17 protein-coding genes are annotated in these 15,938 nt (G+C 58.1%); 5 read left to right on the forward strand and 12 right to left on the reverse strand.

What is annotated here, in order from left to right; genetic code table 11:
* Nucleotides 1–44 precede the first annotated feature (44 nt).
* The 3 genes from I5192_RS06110 to I5192_RS06120 all read right to left on the reverse strand — a co-directional run bounded on the left by I5192_RS06110 (nt 45) and on the right by I5192_RS06120 (nt 3,500).
* The gene (locus I5192_RS06110) at nt 45–1,253 is read right to left on the reverse strand and encodes a multidrug effflux MFS transporter (protein WP_170406074.1); all 1,209 of its coding nucleotides are present in this window, start codon (nt 1,251–1,253) and stop codon (nt 45–47) included.
* A gap of 73 nt (nt 1,254–1,326) precedes the next feature.
* A complete protein-coding gene (locus I5192_RS06115; RefSeq protein WP_223117979.1) occupies nt 1,327–1,986 on the reverse strand; it encodes a DsbA family oxidoreductase in 660 nt (219 codons plus the stop codon).
* Complete coding sequence (locus tag I5192_RS06120) at nt 1,983–3,500, reverse strand: class I adenylate-forming enzyme family protein (RefSeq protein WP_223117980.1); 1,518 nt, start codon at nt 3,498–3,500, stop codon at nt 1,983–1,985. Before I5192_RS06120 ends, I5192_RS06115 begins: the two co-directional genes overlap by 4 nt.
* Nucleotides 3,501–3,565: 65 nt before the next feature.
* Between I5192_RS06120 and I5192_RS06125 the strand changes: the two genes are divergently transcribed.
* Nucleotides 3,566–4,189, forward strand: a complete 624-nt coding sequence (locus tag I5192_RS06125; protein WP_170646197.1) for a helix-turn-helix domain-containing protein — start codon at nt 3,566–3,568, stop codon at nt 4,187–4,189.
* On the opposite strand, the gene I5192_RS06130 is transcribed toward I5192_RS06125, so the two are convergent.
* The 5 genes from I5192_RS06130 to I5192_RS06150 all read right to left on the reverse strand — a co-directional run bounded on the left by I5192_RS06130 (nt 4,178) and on the right by I5192_RS06150 (nt 8,444).
* The gene (locus I5192_RS06130; RefSeq protein ID WP_170396893.1) at nt 4,178–4,414 is read right to left on the reverse strand and encodes a hypothetical protein; all 237 of its coding nucleotides are present in this window, start codon (nt 4,412–4,414) and stop codon (nt 4,178–4,180) included. The genes I5192_RS06125 and I5192_RS06130 overlap by 12 nt on opposite strands.
* A 187-nt stretch (nt 4,415–4,601) precedes the next feature.
* A complete protein-coding gene (locus I5192_RS06135; RefSeq protein WP_170465314.1) occupies nt 4,602–5,261 on the reverse strand; it encodes an MIP/aquaporin family protein in 660 nt (219 codons plus the stop codon).
* Complete coding sequence (locus tag I5192_RS06140; protein WP_223117981.1) at nt 5,258–5,734, reverse strand: arsenate reductase ArsC; 477 nt, start codon at nt 5,732–5,734, stop codon at nt 5,258–5,260. The genes I5192_RS06135 and I5192_RS06140 overlap by 4 nt, the downstream gene beginning before the upstream one ends.
* A 26-nt stretch (nt 5,735–5,760) precedes the next feature.
* Nucleotides 5,761–6,585 (reverse strand): helix-turn-helix domain-containing protein, encoded by an 825-nt coding sequence (locus tag I5192_RS06145; protein ID WP_170421885.1) that lies wholly within the window; start codon nt 6,583–6,585, stop codon nt 5,761–5,763.
* Between the two features lie 32 nt (nt 6,586–6,617).
* Complete coding sequence (locus I5192_RS06150; protein WP_223117982.1) at nt 6,618–8,444, reverse strand: extracellular solute-binding protein; 1,827 nt, start codon at nt 8,442–8,444, stop codon at nt 6,618–6,620.
* Between the two features lie 293 nt (nt 8,445–8,737).
* Between I5192_RS06150 and I5192_RS06155 the strand changes: the two genes are divergently transcribed.
* Nucleotides 8,738–9,511, forward strand: coding sequence for a 3-hydroxybutyrate dehydrogenase (locus tag I5192_RS06155; protein ID WP_223117983.1), 774 nt, complete (start codon nt 8,738–8,740; stop codon nt 9,509–9,511).
* Nucleotides 9,512–9,575: 64 nt separating this feature from the next.
* The gene (locus I5192_RS06160) at nt 9,576–10,601 is read left to right on the forward strand and encodes a patatin-like phospholipase family protein (protein WP_223117984.1); all 1,026 of its coding nucleotides are present in this window, start codon (nt 9,576–9,578) and stop codon (nt 10,599–10,601) included.
* Here I5192_RS06160 and I5192_RS06165 read toward each other — a convergent pair whose 3' ends face one another.
* From I5192_RS06165 to I5192_RS06180, 4 genes are all read right to left on the reverse strand, one after another.
* Nucleotides 10,602–11,279: a DUF502 domain-containing protein gene (locus tag I5192_RS06165; RefSeq protein ID WP_170396909.1), complete on the reverse strand. Its 678-nt coding sequence runs from the start codon at nt 11,277–11,279 to the stop codon at nt 10,602–10,604.
* 63 nt (nt 11,280–11,342) lie between these two features.
* Complete coding sequence (locus I5192_RS06170; RefSeq protein ID WP_170406047.1) at nt 11,343–12,257, reverse strand: pseudouridine-5'-phosphate glycosidase; 915 nt, start codon at nt 12,255–12,257, stop codon at nt 11,343–11,345.
* Nucleotides 12,254–13,147: a PfkB family carbohydrate kinase gene (locus I5192_RS06175; protein WP_170509655.1), complete on the reverse strand. Its 894-nt coding sequence runs from the start codon at nt 13,145–13,147 to the stop codon at nt 12,254–12,256. The genes I5192_RS06170 and I5192_RS06175 overlap by 4 nt, the downstream gene beginning before the upstream one ends.
* Nucleotides 13,148–13,202: 55 nt before the next feature.
* A complete protein-coding gene (locus I5192_RS06180) occupies nt 13,203–13,823 on the reverse strand; it encodes a thiamine phosphate synthase (RefSeq protein WP_170396915.1) in 621 nt (206 codons plus the stop codon).
* A 164-nt stretch (nt 13,824–13,987) separates the two neighbouring features.
* On the opposite strand from I5192_RS06180, the gene I5192_RS06185 reads away from it, so the two are divergent.
* Nucleotides 13,988–14,731, forward strand: coding sequence for an RNA methyltransferase (locus I5192_RS06185; RefSeq protein WP_170396917.1), 744 nt, complete (start codon nt 13,988–13,990; stop codon nt 14,729–14,731).
* A gap of 59 nt (nt 14,732–14,790) precedes the next feature.
* Complete coding sequence (gene ctaA, locus I5192_RS06190) at nt 14,791–15,936, forward strand: heme A synthase (RefSeq protein WP_223117985.1); 1,146 nt, start codon at nt 14,791–14,793, stop codon at nt 15,934–15,936.
* Nucleotides 15,937–15,938: the final 2 nt, after the last annotated feature.

Here is a 15,938-nt window from a genome sequence, read left to right on the forward strand (position 1 = left end):
ACGATTTGCGGGAAGGTTAGCGTGTTTCAGCGGCTCTGCACAGATCAGGCGGGCAGTCTGTTTTCAATCCGGCCCATATGTAGCATCAGGCCGAAGCCAAGGATGCACATCGTTAGCACGCCGGTCGTCAGCGGTGTGATCGACCCGTCAAATAACAGCCCAATAGGGGCCGCGATGGCAGCCGCCAGAATTGTGGCGATCGAGCCAATGACCGAGGCAGCCATTCCCGCGATATGACCCATAGGTTCCATGGCAATGGCGTTCAGGTTGCCCATGGTTACACCGGCCATAAAGAAGATCGAGGTCTGCCACGCCACAAAAACAGCAAATGACGCGCCCGGTGAAAGTGGTGTCATGTTCAGGATGATGACGGCGCTTGTTATCAGAATCTGCGCGCCCAAGGCCCAGGTCACCATACGGCGCATCCCGACGCGTACGACCACGGCAGCGTTCAAAAGGCTGGCCGAACCCGAGATCAGCGCCACGAAGGCGAACCAGAAGGGAAAGCTGTCTGCCCGATCATGGATGACGTCAAAAACCGGCTGAACCATCGTTAGCATGGTGAACAGCAACCCCATGCACAGCGTCTGCACCAGGATCGAGAGGCGCACGGTGGGGTGTGCGAACATCTCATGCACTGCCGCAATCATCAGGGGCAGGCGGAAGGGGCGCCGGTTTTCGGGCGCCAAAGATTCAGGCAGGCGCGTGGCCATCCAGATCACGATGATCGTGGCGAATATGATGAAGGACACAAAGATGCCGCGCCAGCCGACCAGTGCAATAACGCCTGCGCCTAGCAGCGGTGCCACGGCGGGGACCAGAGTAAAGATCATCATCGCAATCGAGATGATGCGCGCCATCTCGCGCCCTGAAAACAAGTCGCGAATGATCGCCATAGCCACAACGCGCGGCCCGGCCGCCCCGAGGCCCTGCGCGATGCGTGCAGCCAGCACCAGTTCAAGCGATGAGCTGGACCACGCAACAGCGCAGGCCAGTATATAGAGAGCGGCACCACCATAAATCACCGGCTTGCGCCCGACCGCATCGGAAATTGGCCCGGTAAAGAATGTGCCGATCCCCATGCCCAGCACAAAAGAGGTCAGGATCAACTGTGCTTTGTTCAGATCGTAGGGGCTGAGCTCTGCGCCGATCTCGGGCAGGGCTGGCAGCATTGAATCGATCGAAAAGGCTATCGTGGCGAACATCATCGCGATCAACGCAATGAATTCGCCCCGGGACATGCGGTCGGCCATGGGGAACTCCTTCCCGAATGCGCTATCACGGCGTTTCGGGTTGGACTAGATCAGAAATGCACAGAGGTATGTGCTATTCTGCAGGGGAAGCCTCAATCTGAGACATGATCTCAGAGATCACTTTTGCCCACAATTCAGGAGGTTGCGCGCCCGGAACGGCGTGCTGGTTTGCAACGATGTATGTGGGAACCGAATTTACGCCCATTTCGCGTGAATGGCTGTCGCGGTTACGGATATCTTCGCGGTCGGCGTCTGACTGCAGCAGTTTCAGTACGACCGCTGCGTCCATGCCGACGCTGTCCGCGACATCAGCCAACACCTCATGATCACCAATATCACGCGCCTCGACGAAGTAAGCATTAAAGAGTGCATCGACCACGGCATCCTGTTTGCTCTCAATCCCCGCCCAGTGGATCAGGCGGTGGGCATCCAGCGTGTTGGGCGTGCGTTTCATGCCTTCGAAATCGATATTCAAACCTGCGTTTTCGGCATGTTCAACAACGGGCGCGTATGCGCGAACTGCTCCGTCCTTGCCGCCGAACTTCCGTTCAAGGTATTCGCGCCGATCCATGCCCTCGTCGGGTATATCGGGGTTCAGCTGAAAGGGGTGCCACTCGATCACAAAGGGGTGGTCTGGCACTTCGGCGAGCGCTTTGTCCAGATGGGTCTTGCCGATATAGCACCAGGGGCAAATCGGATCGGACATGATGTCGAGCTTTACAGTGTGTGTCATTCGGACGTCGCCTTGAAATAGGCCGGCAGGGCGCGGCGCAGAAGTTTGCCGTTGCCTCCGGTGGGTAAGGCGGGCAGATGGACAAAGGCACGCGGCTGTTTGTAGCGCGCCAACTTGTCAGACACATAGGCGTGCAGGTCCGCCGCGTCCAGTTCTTCGGGGCCAGTGTAGAAGGCAACGATGATCGAACTGTCCTGTTTTACCTCAACCGTAGCCGCCCCGACCTGGGTGATCTCGGGATGGGTGGATAAGGCCGCCTCGACTTCGACCGGGGAAACGCGATATCCGCCCGCATTCATCATGTCGTCATCTCGACCCAGATAAGTGATTTGCCCATCAACGGCCATCGCGCCTTGATCACCGGTCAGGAACCAATCCCCCTGCATCCGAGCTGCGGCCTCGTCGGGGGCATTCAGATAGGTTAGCATCAGGCCCGGATCTTCGCGATGTACGGCTATTGTACCTTCCTGACCTTGTGGCACAGGGCCATCCGGCCCGAGGATGGCAATCCGACGCCCGGGCTGCGGCTGCCCCAACGCTGTACCGCGTGCCGGGTGGCTTGGGCTGGATGAGATGAAGGTCGAGCATTCGGACATGCCGTAAGCCTCATAAAGCTCGGTGCCGGTGAACTGCACCCATTTTTCATGCAGGTGTCGCGACAGCTTTTCCCCGGCGCAAAGGCCGTGGCGCAGATCGGGAAGGCCGGGCTGCGTGTCACTTTGCATCATCTTCCGAAAGACCCCCGGTGCGGCTGCAAAGATGGTGGCACGATGTTGTTTCAACAGGGCAGGCAGATCGCGTATGTCTGTCCCGGGTTCAGGGATCAGAGCCGTTGCACCAATGGCCCAGGGGTCCATCAAGCCGGTGCCCAGCGTGTAGGTCCAATTGAATGCCCCCGCATGGCACAGCCGGTCCGAGGATTTCAGGCCATACCAGCCGTCGACCATCATCTGCCGAGCCCAGATGGCGCGGTGTGCATGCGCAACCGCACGGGGTTTGCCCGAAGTGCCCGAAGTGTAGACCACGTAGGCAAGCCGCTCGGGATCACCCATGGCAAAACTTGCAGGTGGCAGTGATCGCATCCGGGCCAGTTCAGGCAGCATGATCTGATCCGGGTGCGGCGCGCAGGCGACCTGGGGATCTCGCAAAATGGCGGCGGGATTCAGATCGTCGATGATCTTTGCGGTCTCTTGCTCGGTCAGTTGTGATGAGGTGGGCACGGGGACCAGCCCCACGGCGATTGCGCCCAGATAGGCGATCGGAAAATCGACGGTATTGCCCAATCGCATGAGAACAATGTCTTGGGCGCGAAGGCCGCTCTGCAGCAATCCTGAACCGGTGCCCATTATCGCCGAATGCAGATCGCCATAGGTCCAGTCTGTTGCACCATCCGATCTCAGCACCGAAAGCGCGGTCTTCTCAGCTGAACTTTGCGCATGGCGCAGCACATGCGCGGCAAGATTGAATGGGCGCGGGCAGGGCGTAGGCGGCCCCTGATCAAAGATCGACAACATGAGAACTGGCTATCCCCGTGCGAGGCGCGTTGCAAGCAGGGCATGCTCGCCCTATAGAAAGACCCATGGCCACCAATGATCATAAATCTATCGTCAGAATTGCCCGCGACAATGGTATCAACACCGAGTTGGAGCCGGTCGATCTGGGCGCGCGCGTGCGCGAACTGCGTAAAGCCCGCAACTGGACGCTGGAACAGGCGGCGAGTCAGGCGGGTCTGGCCCGGTCGACACTCAGCAAGATCGAAAATGGTCAGATGTCTCCGACCTATGATGCTTTGAAAAAGCTGGCGACCGGATTGGAGATTTCGGTGCCTCAGCTTTTTACGCCGCCACAACGCGATCAGGTGATCGGTCGAATGGCAGTGACCAAGATGGGCGGGGGGGCGGCCCATGCGACCACCACCTACGAACATGAGTTGCTGGCAGAAACACTGACCAAAAAGCAGATGCTGCCCTATCGCGCCCGTGTACGTGCACGCTCGATGGAAGAATTTGACGGCTGGGTGCGTCACGATGGTGAGGAATTTTTGTATGTCCTGACCGGAGTGGTGCGGTTGTTTACGGAGTTCTATGAGCCGGTCGAAATGCGCCGCGGCGACAGCGCTTATTACGACGGCAGCATGGGGCATAACGTCATTTCGGTCAGTGATGAGGATGCGACGATCCTGTGGGTGACGTCACTTGCTTAGTGCTTGGGCCGCTTCGCGGTTCAATGCTTCGGTGAACAGGAAATCCTCAAGCTCTTCGCGCGCCTCGTTTACGGTCAGGTGGTGACGCTCGGCCAGGTAAGCTTCGAACTGTTTGCGATCTTCGCCAACGCGCGCCATATCCCTATCGCGCAGGTTCGGAAACCTACGTTTTGCACGCGCATATGACGCGTCCCAGTCTTGCGTCAGATCAGCCCAGTTTAGCATCTGCGAGCCTTCCTTAGTTGGTGTTTCAGGATTGCTCTCCCCCAAGACAGCCTACGGAGCGCCGTGCGTTGCTGCAGACATGACAAAATGTCGCAGCCGGAGTCGGGAGATAAGATGCAAAAAACCCGCTGCGGAGATACCGCAACGGGCCCACGGACCTGCTGTAAAGTGAGTGGCGGCCGGTCCGTTATTCTGCTGGTTCGAATAACCAGTTCAGTATTTTGTGTCCGATAAATACAGCAATTAACTGCATAATTATGAACATCGGAATGTGCGCAGGGTATATCCCCGCAAAGGTATCCGTAAAGCCCCTTGCGATTGTAACGGCCGGATTAGCAAAACTTGTGGAAGACGTATACCAGTAGGCGCCGGTAATATAGAGGCCCACAAGGGCTGGTACAGTGTCCGGCTTGTGCCGAATTCCGCCGAAAATCACAAAGAGCAAACCCAAAGTGGCGACAATCTCCGAAAACCACTGATGTGCCCCGGTACGATGCATCGTTTCCGAAGTTTGCAGAATCGGCAGGTCAAACATGTAATGGCTGGCCCAGACCCCCGCGATACCTCCGGCAATCTGAACAAGCATGTAAGGGGTGACCGCACGCCAGGGATGTTCACCGCGCAGCGCAAAGGCCAATGTCACTGCAGGGTTGAAGTGAGCGCCCGAGACAGGGCCGAGCGTAGTGATGATAGCGTAAAGGATGCAGCCGGTCGCAATTGCATTGGCCAGCAACGCCAGCGCGATGTTCCCGTCGGACAAGGTTTGCGCCATGATGCCTGATCCGACAACGCCGATCAGCAGGAAGGCGGTTCCGAGGAATTCGGCAAAGTATTGGCGGGCGCTCACAGCAGGGCTCCTATACGTTTGAGATGGGCCGAGAGTTCAACGCTGTCCATGGTTTCAATGGGCAGCTCCAGAAGTGCTTCGGCGCGGCGCCCAAGAATGTCATATGCGGTCCTAAAGGCGGTTTCCCAGTCTGACTGAGACGCGGCGGCTGGGTCCTCGACACCCCAATGCGCGCGTACGGGCGCGCCGGGCCAGACGGGGCATGTCTCTTCGGCGGCTGAGCCGCAAACCGTGATCACTATGTCCATTTCCGGAGCATCTTCTGCTGCAAACTCATCCCAGCTTTTAGAGCGGGCATCGCGGACGTCATGGCTTTCGGCACCAAGCAGCGTCAAGGATTGCGGATGCACCTTCCCGGTCGGGTTGGAGCCTGCTGAATAGGCGCGTACACGCCCTTCGCCGGTGTGATTGAAGAGCGACTCCAGCAGAATCGACCGAGCCGAGTTGCCGGTGCATAGAACCAGTATGTTCATGGGGGTATCCTTGGATTGATCGAGGACTATTCGGCCATTCGACCGATATCATCCACCTTGTGCTGTAGTGAGATGCGGTCGAGCGTTTCGAACGGGAGGCTTGCAAAGGCGGTGATACGGTTGCGCAGCAATCCGTAGGCCTGCTGGAATGCCAGCTGCTTTTGCGCGTCGGTTCCTTCAACTTTGACCGGATCGGGCAGACCCCAATGCGCGCTTATCGGTTGTCCTGGCCAAGCGGGGCAGGCCTCGTTCGCCGCGTGGTCGCAGACGGTAAAGACAAAATCCATCTTTGGGGCATCAGCAGCGGCAAATTCTTCCAGTGATTTTGAGCGGAGCGAGGTCGTGTCGTAGTCTTTTTGCTTCAAGAGTTCCAAAACGATTGAATTTGGTCCGTCCGATGGTGCCGTTCCTGCCGAATAAGCGCGAAACAAGCCGTTACCTTCATTGTTTAGGATGGCTTCCGCCATGATCGAACGGGCCGAGTTTCCGGTGCAGAGGAAAAGCGCATTCATGACGCGGTCAGGGGACGCCATAACGGGGTCATCCGAGGGTTGCATGCACAAATCAGGACGATTTTGACAGCAACCGCCCAGCAACTCATCAAACAGCCCGCGCACCGCTGGTAAGTTGGCGGCATATTGCAATGATGTCCCGCTGCGCGACTGCTGGATCAGCCCGGCGGATTTCAATGCATTCAGGTAGGTTGACGCAGTATTGGGTTTCAGCGCTAAAGCCTCAGCTATCTGACCCGCAGCAACGGAATCTGGATAGCGACGCATCAACAGCCGGAACAGATCCAGCCGCTTGGGATGTGCGAGTGCGTTCAGCCTGTCATGAATCTCTATTTCCATAATTCATGAAATATGGAAATAGAAAGGACTCGTCAATCCTGAAACCACCAGACCTGTGGCATATATTCTGGCCCATCGCCATAAATTGGCAGAGTGTCGGGTTGTTTCAGCTCTTTGACATGGGCGATACGGCCGACATCAAAGCTCCAGATAGGAATGACATAGCGACCCGCTGTCAGAACACGATCCAGCGCGCGCGTTGCCGCAACAAAATCCTCGTGGCTTTCCGAGGCCAGCATCGCGTCGATTAGCCCGTCCACGGCGGGCGAGGTCAGGCCCATAACATTCCGCGTCCCGGGAGCATTTGCGTTTTCGCTGCCCCAATACAGACGTTGTTCGTTGCCTGGCGAGAGCGACAGCGCTCGACGGAACGGGGTCATGTCAAAATCTTGCGCATCGATGCGTGAAGTATATTGCGCGTCATCTACTTTCTCGACTGTCAACTGGATACCCAGGCGTTCGAGGGCGCGGGCGTAGATTTCCGCGATCACGCCGACATCCTGCACCACATTCAGGCTGCCCTGGCTGATGACCAGATCAATCACAAACGGCTCACCGCTGGCGTTGCGAAGCTGGCCGTCCTGAATTGTCCATCCGGCCTCTTCTAGCAGTTTAAGCGCTTTGCGGATATTTCGACGGTTGCGTTCGGTTCCATCGCTTTGAGGCAATTCATATCCATCCAGCGTGCCCGGTGCCAACTCGGCGGCGTAAGGTTGAAGCAATTCCTCGACACGACCAGTGGCCGGTCCGGGTTGCATCCCCAATTCCGAACCCGAGAAATAGGAGGTGATCCTGGGCTGCGCGCCGCCTGTAATGGTGTCGTTGATGAACTCGAAGTTGAAGGCCAGCGTCAGCGCCTCGCGTACGCGCCAGTCATCGAATGGCACCTTGCGTGTGTTCATGACAAAGCCGGTCATGCCTGATGGTTTTTGGTGGGGAATTTCCGTCTTCACAACATCACCGCGCTGAACCGCTGGGAAGTTGTACTGCGTGTTCCATTTATCCGCGTTGAATTCACGAACGGCCGAAAGCTCACCAGCTTTGAACGCTTCAAACGCGACTGTACCGTCGCCGTAGAACTCAATCCGCATGTCATCCAGATTCATCGTGCCCTTGCGGTAGGGGATATCGGCACCCCAATAGTCAGGATTGCGACGCAGGTTCACATAGCGGCCAGCCTCATAGTCATCGATTACGTATGGTCCGGAACCGATGGGTATATCGTGTAGTTGAGCGTCAGCGAACGACTTTCCCTCCCACTGCGCTTTTTGCAGGATCGGGCGCATTCCGGCGATCAGGGCCAGTTCGCGATCCGGTTCGTTAAAGGTGATCCGAACGCTGCGCGGTCCAGTCTGTTCAATGCTATCAATCTTGCCCCACAGCCCGCGATATCGCAGGTGGCCTTCGGTGCCCAGTGTCTCATACGACCAGATCACGTCATCGACAGTGACCGGCGATCCATCCGAGAATTCAGCATTTTCGCGCAGCGTGAATTCGACCCAGGTTCGGTCCGAATCCGTCTCAACTGATTCGGCTAACAACCCGTAAAGAGTGAAAGGTTCGTCCCAGGAGCGGCCCATCAGGCTTTCATGCGTCCAAAATCGCAACTGCCACGGCGCGGTGCCTTTTTGCACAAACGGGTTCAGACTGTTATAGCCGCCGGTATTGCCAAATACGACCTTGCCGCCCTTGGGCGCGTCAGGATTTGCGTAGGGTAGCGACACAAAATCCGGTGGTAGGGCCGGGTCACCATACATAGCTATGCCATGGGCCGATTCTGCTGACGCCATTGAGGCGGCGAAAATACAGGTGATTCCCACAATCGCGGGACGAAGGGGGCGGAGATAATCGGGGCTCATTTTGGAAACAATCCTGCTCTGGCCTTATTTTGTTTGGGATTCACCGTAGCCATGATTTTTCTTATTATCAAACTTTTAGCTTGGACGAGGGCGTGGAATTGCTTATAAAGGTTCTACTGCTCGATAGGTTTCTTGCCTGTATGAAACCTGCCTCAATAACTTAACGCCCGCTTCGTGCGGGCGTTTTTTTTGGCAAAACTCGTGCGGGCGCGCGGATCAGATCATTCCCCGTTTTCTTTGCAGGTGCAGCATGGCACTGTGTTTGAGAAACAAAAACTCATAAGGAGAGTGCCATGAGTCTGTCGGGCAAAACAGCCGTCGTCACGGGGTCGAATTCGGGGATTGGGCTGGGCATCGCGCGTGAGCTGGCGAAGGCCCGGGCGGATGTGGTGCTGAATTCGTTCACCGACCGTGATGAAGATCATGCGCTGGCCACCGAGATTGGCAAAGAGACGGGAACCAACGCGCGCTACATCAAGGCAGATATGTCCAAGGGCGATGAATGCCGTGCACTGATCGAACAGGCAGGTGCTTGTGACATTCTGGTGAACAACGCCGGCATTCAGCATGTGGCCCCGATCGATCAGTTTCCGTCGGACAAATGGGATGCGATCATCGCGATCAACATGAATTCGGTCTTTCATACGATGGCGGCAGCGCTTCCGATGATGCGCGCGGCGGGTTGGGGGCGGATCGTGAATATTGCCTCGGCTCACGGTCTGACGGCCTCGCCCTACAAGGCGGCTTACATCGCGGCAAAGCATGGTGTCGTCGGGATGAGCAAGACCGTGGCGCTGGAGACTGCGCAGGAGCCGATTACCTGCAATGCTATTTGTCCGGGATACGTACTGACTCCATTGGTTGAGGCGCAAATTCCCAACACGATGAAAGAGTACAATATGAGCCGCGAGGATGTGGTGAAGAACATCCTGCTGGAGCGGCAGCCGTCGAAGGAGTTTGCCACGGTCGAGCAGCTGGGCGGAACTACGATCTTCTTGTGCTCGGATGCAGCGGCACAGATCACAGGAACGACGATATCCGTGGATGGGGGATGGACGGCATTGTGAGGGACCATGGGGGCTCTGCCCCCATACCCCCGAGGTATTTCTGGCCAGATGAAGAGGCGGAACCATGAAACGGATCAATCTGGCATTGCAGGGCGGTGGGGCGCATGGCGCGTTTACTTGGGGTGTACTGGATCGATTGCTGGATGATGAGGATATCGAGGTTGCCGCGATCACTGGGACTTCGGCCGGCGCACTGAACGGGGCAGCGTTCAAATCAGGGATGGTGCATGCAGGGCGCGACGGGGCGCGGGCGTGTCTGGATGGACTTTGGAAACGCATGGGTGCCGTCGGCGATATGCGAATTGCCCATTGGATGCGGGGCATTGAGCCTGCTCATGTTGCACAAGCGTTGGAGTACTCCGTTCCGTTCTCGATGGCCGAAGCATGGTCGCGGCTAGTATCGCCTTACGCCTATGGGCCGTTTTATCGCAATCCGCTCACCCCGGTTGTGGATCGGTTCAACTTTGATGAGATTTGTGCAGACGAAGGGCCCGCGCTGTTTGTCTGCGCCACCTGTGTGCGCAGCGGCAAGATTCGCGTTTTCACAGGCGAGGAGATTTCGACCGATGCGATTCTGGCCTCGGCCTGCTTGCCGAACCTGTTTCAGGCGGTTGAAATCTATGACCCGAAATCCGAGCGGACCGAAGCGTATTGGGATGGCGGCTATACCGGAAACCCGGCGCTTTATCCGTTGTTCGGTGGGGATTTGCCAGATGATGTGGTGATTGTGAACATCAACCCGCTGGAACGCGATGAGGTGCCTAAAACGCCGCAGCAGATTCAGAACCGGATCAATGAGATCAGCTTTAACTCATCGTTGTTTCGCGAGCTGCGTGCGATCAATTTCGTTCAACGGCTTCTGGCCGAAGGCAAGCTGAAGGCTGGTGAGATGAGCCGGGTGCTGGTGCATATGATCGCTGATGACGCCTTGATGAACGACCTTTCGGCGGCCACCAAGATCGTGCCAAACCCGGTTGTGCTGAACCGGCTGAAACAGTCCGGGCGCGATGCGGCGGATCAGTTTCTGAGCGCGCATAAGGACGATCTGGGTCAGCGAAGCACGGTCGATTTGCCCGTAATGTTTGGTTGATTATTCAGGCGGCTGGGTTGGGTCTTTGTCATTCGGGTAAACCAGACCTGCTGAGATCACCAGCTTGGCTGCATCCTCGATCGACATATCCAGCAGGATCACATCCTCTGCGGGGAAAAACAACAGGAACCCGGATGTGGGGTTTGGAGTTGTCGGGACAAACACGCTTAGCAACTCGCCCCCGGTTTCGGCGCGATCGCTCACTTCACCGCGCGCTGTTGTCGAGACGAAGCCGATTGCCCAGATGCCCCGGCGCGGATACTGGATCAGGCAGGCTTTTTCGAAAGACCGCTCGGTCTGGGCGAACACAGTTTCCGAGATTTGCTTGATCCCGGAATAAACCGAACGGACCACGGGCATGCGGTCGACGACACTCTCGGCGAAATGGATCAGAGAACGGCCCAGAATGCCCTTTGCGATCCAGCCGACGATAATCGTGAACAGCAGGAATATGACCACGCCAACGCCGCGCAGGTTGATGCCGACATATTCCGAGGGTTGGAACCGTTGCGGGATCAGTGGCAGGACGGCGCTGTCGATCCAGCCAACCACAGACCAGATCAACCAGATGGTCAGCCACACCGGAGCAATGACGACGATACCAGTCAAAAAGGACGCGCGTAACCGGGAGAACAGGCCGGGGCGTCGGTGGGGTTCTTCGTCAAACGGAGTGTTCATTGCGGTCCTGAGTGGTTTGCGGAATTAGGTAAGCAGTCCGGGCGCTTGGTGCAATAGCTGGGGTCAGTGGGCTGATTCCGTTAGCGCACGCGCGATGACCGCTGCCAGTCGGGCGTTGTTGCGTACCAAAGCGATGTTGGCGGTAAGCGAACGGCCTTCGGTCTGTTCATAGATACGCTGTAGCAGATAAGGTGTGACGCCTTTACCTGTGATCCGGTGAGTTTCTGCATCGGCCTGTGCGGACGCGATGATCGGGGCCAGCTCCTCGGACGGGATCTGGTCGGCTTGCGGGATCGGGTTAGCGACCAACTGACCACCCGGCAGCCCCAACGCACGCCGTGCTGCGTGGGCTTTTGCTATGTCAGCGGCATCATCCATGCGCAGCGGGGCTGCCAAGGGTGATTTTGCGGACCAGAAGGCCGGGAACTCGTCCTGTCCGTGGGCGATGACGGGGACGCCGAGCGTTTCCAGAACTTCAAGTGTTTTGGCGAGGTCGAGGATGGCTTTGGCCCCGGCCGCGACCACAGTCACCGGGGTCTGCGCGAGCTCGTGCAGGTCAGCGGAGATGTCGAAGGAGGTTTCGGCCCCCTGATGCACCCCACCGATGCCTCCGGTGGCGAAGACCTCGATGCCTGCATAATGTGCGGCGATCATTGTTGCGGCGACGGTGGTGGCCCCGGTGCCGCCTGTGGCGAGGCAGGCGGCCATGTCAGCGCGTGACAGTTTGGCGACGCCTTGCGCCTGACCCAGTGCGCTCAGCTGGTCGGCTTCGAGGCCGACGTGCAAAACTCCGTCAATAACGGCAATCGTTGCTGGAACGGCGCCCGCATCGCGGATGTCTTGTTCAACCTGTGCCGCGACCTCGATGTTCTGGGGGTAGGGCATGCCATGGGTGATGATGGTGCTTTCCAATGCCACGATCGGTTGGCCCGCATCCTTGGCGGCGCGGACCTCTGCAGAATAATGAATGGTGATCACAGTGGGGTTTCTCCGGAAACATAGGTTGCAGCGGCGCGCAGCGCGCGGCTGAGTGCCGCGTCGCTGTCGGCACCATTCGCCTCGGCGGCGATATGGGCGGCCATGAAAGTGTCGCCCGCGCCGGTCACGCGGGTGACCAGAACCGACGGGGGTGTTTGGGTCAAGACAGCATCAGCATCCCCGACGGTGGCCGAGTTGCCGCCATCGGTCACAAGAACCCGCAACGCGCCACGGTCCAGCAGGCCTTTGGCGGCGCTCTCGGAATCGGTGAACTCGCGTTGGCAAAGCAGTCCGGCCTCTTCGAGATTCACATAGAGCGTTGCACGGGCATGTTTGAGGAAGGGCAGCAGCCGTTCTGCCTTGCCGGGCGAGGCCGGGGCGACGCGCAGGTCGGCTTTGGCAAAGGCGGGGCTTTGGGCGATCTCTTCAAGCAAGGTCAGCGTGAGGTTACCGTCCAGCGCGATGGGCCCTTCGAATGGTGTATTTTCATAACCCAGCGGACCATGCATCAAGGGACGCAGGATTTTGGCTCCGGCAGCTTCAAGCGAATGCGCATCGGCAATGGCGGCGATCAGCCCGTTGGCTCCTTCAACCGCCATATATCTGTCGGTTGGCAGGTCTTGCGAGCGATAGATGTGATCGGTGACCATCCCCAAACGCGCGCAGGACCGGACCAATTCGTCGCCTTCAGCGTCGCGGCCAATTGCGGTCAGCAAAGTCGGGGTCATTCCGAACCGCACCAGCGTCATGGCGATGTTCATGGCGACGCCACCCGGCAGGCGAGTAATGCGGCCGGGTACATCCGAGCCCTGTCGCATGGCGCTGGCCGAGCGTCCGATCACGTCCCAAAGGACCGAGCCGATGCACAAAATTTCGCTGTTCTTGTTCATGCCTTGTGTCATGCCGCAGCCCCGACGCGGGTGCAAGGGTTAACGCTCGCATCCCTCAGCGCATTGCGGCAATCAGAGAGTTCAGCGCCTCCAACGGGTTATCTTGCGACCAGATTTCCTCTCCGATGCCGAAGAAATCGGTGCAGGGGGTGAGGTCTCGGATCAGATCGGACGTCAGGCCGCCCTCGGCCACGACGGGAACCTCGATCATTTCGGACCACCATTGGAACAGGTCCTTTTCGGCCTGAGTACCATCGCCCAGCGTGGCGGAACCAACCGGGCCAAAGGCCACGTAATCCGCGCCACTTTCACCAGCAGTCATCCCGTCATGGCTGGAAGACCCGCAAAAACTGCCGACAATCGCATCCGCGCCCAGCTCCTTACGGGCTGCCCTGACAGACCGCGCGCCGTCATCCAGATGCACCCCGTCCAGACCCAACCGCTGCGCCAGCAATACATGGTTGGAAATCACGATGGCTACATCGCGCGCATGCGCAACTTCGCGGCAAGCATCGGCGGCGCGCGCGATGGTATCTTCGTCGCTTCCAGCCAAGGCGAGGCGGATACATGCAATTTCAGCCCCGTCCAATACGTGACCCAATTGATCAGGGAATGTACTCAGCGCGATGGTCGGAGGCGTGATCAGGTAAATCTGCGGCTGCTCGGGGGTGTCCATGGCGCGTCCTTCGGGTTTGTCATCTTTCGCGCGGTTTAGCGGATTGCGCGGGGGAAGCAAACTTTTATGCCGGCTACGTACCCTTTTGCGAACAGAAGACGCCGGGCCGACTTGCCCTCGACCCATGCGGCCATTAGAGCAAGCGGAGTTTTTCGGAGTTAGCCATGCCCAGCGATACATCACAGCCGTCTTTTGTTCTGGTGCGCCCTCAGATGGGTGAGAACATCGGTGCTGCCGCGCGGGCGATGTGGAACTTTGGGCTGGATCGGATGCGGATCGTGGCACCGCGCGACGGCTGGCCCAACCCCAAGGCGGTGGCGATGTCCAGCGGGGCCGGGCGGCTTTTGGATGAGGCGCAGTTATTTGACGATCTGGCGGGCGCGCTGGAGGACACCACCTTTGTCTTCGCCACCACAGCGCGGCAACGTGGGTTGACCAAGCCTGTCTATAGCCCGGAGCGCGCAATGCAGCTTGCATCGCAGAAAGTGGCGGCGGGCGAAAAGGTCGCTGTTCTATTTGGCCCGGAACGGGCAGGGCTTGAGAATGAGGATATCGCCAAGGCCAATGCGATTATCTCAGTGCCAGTGAATCCGGAATATGCGTCGTTGAACCTCGGGCAGTGCGTTCTGCTGACCGCCTATGAATGGATGCGCCAGACCGGGGATGTCGTGCATGAGGCAACTGATCTGGGCAAGGGCGATTGGGCGACCGGGATCGAGGTTGAAAAGTTGGTCGAGCATTATGAGGACCGTCTGGAACAGGCCGGGTTCTTTTATCCGCCGGAAAAAGCCGAAGGAATGAAGGTGAACCTGCGCAATCTGTGGTCGCGGATGCGGATGACACGGGCCGATGTACAGATGCTTCACGGGATCATGCGGCAGATGGTCCGCTGGAAAGACAAAAGCTGAGGCTGGACCTATCTTCCGCCAAACCATAGCTTGCGACGAAATCAGGACATGAGGACAGCATGAGCGGTAAGCGCAGCATCTTCGAAGAGGTCTCGGACAGCGAAAAACAACAGGCCGTCCAACCCGGTATGATCGACCGGGGGCGTGGCGGTGCGCGGGCCGCGATCCGGGTTTGGCTGATGATCCTGTTCGCGCTGGTCGTGATCATGATTGCCGTGGGCGGGCTCACGCGGCTGACCGACAGTGGACTATCGATCACCGAATGGCGACCTATTACGGGTGCGATCCCACCGATGAACGCCGCCGACTGGCAAGCCGAATTCGACAAATACAAGCAGATTGACCAGTGGCGCATTCAGAACCAATGGATGGAGCTGGATGATTTCAAAACCATCTATTGGTGGGAATGGGGCCATCGCCAGTTGGGCCGCGTGATTGGATTGGTTTGGGCCGTTGGATTTATCGGTTTCCTTGTGGCTCGCAAAATTCCGACAGGATGGGCTGGTAAGCTGCTGATCCCCGGCTTGCTTGGCGGTGTTCAGGGTGCTGTAGGCTGGTGGATGGTCGCCTCGGGCGTCACACAGGGTGAAGGCATGACCGCCGTTGCCAGCTATCGTCTGGCAACGCATCTTGGCTTGGCCTTCGTGATCCTCGGCTTTCTTGCCTGGTACATCTTTGAACTTGGCCGTGACGAACGTGACCTGATGCAGGCCCGCCGTGCGAAAGAGGCTAAGCTTTTCTCGATATCGACCGGACTGCTGCACTTCACCTTCCTGCAAATCCTCATCGGTGCGCTGGTGGCCGGGATCGACGCGGGGAGGTCCTACACTGACTGGCCTCTGATTGGCGGTCAGTTGCTGCCGCCCGATGCGGCCATGCTGGAACCGATGTGGCGTAACTTCTTTGAAAGTCCCGGTCTGGTGCAGTTTATCCACCGTTGCGTCGGCTATCTGCTCTTTATTTTCGCCATCATAGTCTGGCGGCGCGGTGGCAGCAGCGCGCACCCACAGACCCGCTTTGCCTTCAACGCCATGTTCGCGGCTTTGTCACTGCAAGTGGTCGTGGGCATCATCACAGTCGTCTATGCGGCACCTTGGCAGATCGCCATTTTCCACCAGTTCATGGCCGTGGTCGTCTGGACACTGATCCTGCGCGCCCGCTTCCTGACAGCTTACCCTATCGCAACATCTGTGCGCGGAGCATGATC

The sequence above is a fragment of the Ruegeria sp. SCSIO 43209 genome, from assembly GCF_019904295.1.
GTDB lineage: Bacteria > Pseudomonadota > Alphaproteobacteria > Rhodobacterales > Rhodobacteraceae > Ruegeria.

What these genes read in the sequence shown, in the direction of transcription:
- I5192_RS06180 (WP_170396915.1), bottom strand. Translation starts at nt 13,823, where the DNA reads ATGGACACCCCCGAGCAGCCGCAGATTTACCTGATCACGCCTCCGACC.
- I5192_RS06120 (WP_223117980.1), bottom strand. Translation starts at nt 3,500, where the DNA reads ATGTTGTCGATCTTTGATCAGGGGCCGCCTACGCCCTGCCCGCGCCCA.
- I5192_RS06130 (WP_170396893.1), bottom strand. Translation starts at nt 4,414, where the DNA reads ATGCTAAACTGGGCTGATCTGACGCAAGACTGGGACGCGTCATATGCG.
- I5192_RS06125 (WP_170646197.1), top strand. Translation starts at nt 3,566, where the DNA reads ATGGCCACCAATGATCATAAATCTATCGTCAGAATTGCCCGCGACAAT.
- I5192_RS06175 (WP_170509655.1), bottom strand. Translation starts at nt 13,147, where the DNA reads ATGAACAAGAACAGCGAAATTTTGTGCATCGGCTCGGTCCTTTGGGAC.
- I5192_RS06185 (WP_170396917.1), top strand. Translation starts at nt 13,988, where the DNA reads ATGCCCAGCGATACATCACAGCCGTCTTTTGTTCTGGTGCGCCCTCAG.
- I5192_RS06155 (WP_223117983.1), top strand. Translation starts at nt 8,738, where the DNA reads ATGAGTCTGTCGGGCAAAACAGCCGTCGTCACGGGGTCGAATTCGGGG.
- I5192_RS06150 (WP_223117982.1), bottom strand. Translation starts at nt 8,444, where the DNA reads ATGAGCCCCGATTATCTCCGCCCCCTTCGTCCCGCGATTGTGGGAATC.
- I5192_RS06165 (WP_170396909.1), bottom strand. Translation starts at nt 11,279, where the DNA reads ATGAACACTCCGTTTGACGAAGAACCCCACCGACGCCCCGGCCTGTTC.
- I5192_RS06160 (WP_223117984.1), top strand. Translation starts at nt 9,576, where the DNA reads ATGAAACGGATCAATCTGGCATTGCAGGGCGGTGGGGCGCATGGCGCG.
- I5192_RS06115 (WP_223117979.1), bottom strand. Translation starts at nt 1,986, where the DNA reads ATGACACACACTGTAAAGCTCGACATCATGTCCGATCCGATTTGCCCC.
- I5192_RS06145 (WP_170421885.1), bottom strand. Translation starts at nt 6,585, where the DNA reads ATGGAAATAGAGATTCATGACAGGCTGAACGCACTCGCACATCCCAAG.
- I5192_RS06140 (WP_223117981.1), bottom strand. Translation starts at nt 5,734, where the DNA reads ATGAACATACTGGTTCTATGCACCGGCAACTCGGCTCGGTCGATTCTG.
- ctaA (WP_223117985.1), top strand. Translation starts at nt 14,791, where the DNA reads ATGAGCGGTAAGCGCAGCATCTTCGAAGAGGTCTCGGACAGCGAAAAA.
- I5192_RS06110 (WP_170406074.1), bottom strand. Translation starts at nt 1,253, where the DNA reads ATGGCCGACCGCATGTCCCGGGGCGAATTCATTGCGTTGATCGCGATG.